Here is a 1,133-nt window from a genome sequence, read left to right as displayed (position 1 = left end):
TGATGTTGGCGCGGACGTCACTCTGAAACAGCAGTGCCTCAAGGGCCTCTGCCGCCTTCAGGCCTTCTACTTTGCTTGCTACTGTAGCCATCCACCAGAGCCGAGAGACTGCGTTGTCTCGCTCTATGCCACGCGCGCTCCTAGCAAAGAAGTGCTTTTGAATGTGGGCAATTGCGGCTTCGTCTTTGTTTGGAATAGGCCACCTAGTCCGCGAGTAGTGCAAAAGCTCTATGTGCGTCAAACGAACCCAAACTCGCTCGTCTCTGGCCAAATACGGAGTAACTCCGTTCAACCCGTCTGCGACTGCGAGACAGCAAGCGACTTCATTCGCGTCTTCGGGAGAGCAATGGACATCAAGCAATCGGTCCTCATCGATTTGGCATTTCGACTCAATGAGTCGGGAAGGATCTTCGGTCAAAAACTCGAAATCACCTCCTCTATATCGCGGTAAATTGGCACCAATGTCTTTGTAGAGCTGTAGGACTGCACTGTGTCGGAATAATGCCAGTGGGATCATGCTTTCAACCCTTGAAAAACATATGCGCGCAGTACTCCCAAGGGGTGACGCATAAGAGTTTGTGCTGCAATGTAAGGTTCCGTCGTGGCGATGTCCAGATTGTTTTGTTCAAGCTGTCGGATAAGCACGTTGCCCCACTTTGTTTGGGAAAACTGATCTGGCGCTTCCTTTAGTTTATGAAGTGCTTGGGTCACTGCTGCTGAATAGATTGAGTTAAGCAAAATTGCTTTGCTACTCGTGCTATTGCGCGCGTCGTCGATGGCCTCTTTCATGCTCGGACTGACCTGGATCTGAACGTGATCATCATCCAGCCCAACTTTCCACTCGTTTGTACCGACGGAGTCGCTCTTCACCAGATCGAACACCGATGTTAGAGGTTTGAACAGATCGCGATCTATGTATATGACAGCTGTTTCGTCCTGCGCCAGAACTTGCCCAGGCAGAAATGTGAAAGCGGCCTTCCCGAATTCTTTGTTAATGTCCGGGGATGTGAAACTTGATATCTTTTTTACACAGACAATGTAAGACTCAATGCGTACTTCCCCGCGTAAGTTTGTGGCGTCAAATGACGCATCAATTGCTTCTACTTTGGATGTGATTGCTTGACGAAAGTAGG

Annotated in this window: 2 protein-coding genes; both read right to left on the bottom strand. The window is 49.4% G+C overall.

The window, feature by feature from the left end:
* A partial coding sequence (locus Q7U33_RS10965) for a DUF6339 family protein (RefSeq protein WP_304860833.1) occupies positions 1-271 on the bottom strand: 271 nt, incomplete at its 3' end.
* Between the two features lie 242 nt (positions 272-513).
* Positions 514-1,133: hypothetical protein (locus tag Q7U33_RS10960; RefSeq protein WP_304860832.1), on the bottom strand; the 620-nt coding region annotated here is incomplete at its 5' end.

The sequence above is a fragment of the Methylotenera sp. genome (assembly GCF_030653755.1).
In the GTDB taxonomy this organism is placed as follows: Bacteria; Pseudomonadota; Gammaproteobacteria; order Burkholderiales; family Methylophilaceae; genus Methylotenera.
Note: the sequence above shows the minus strand (reverse complement) of the source record. Positions and strands in the feature narration are given on the sequence as shown.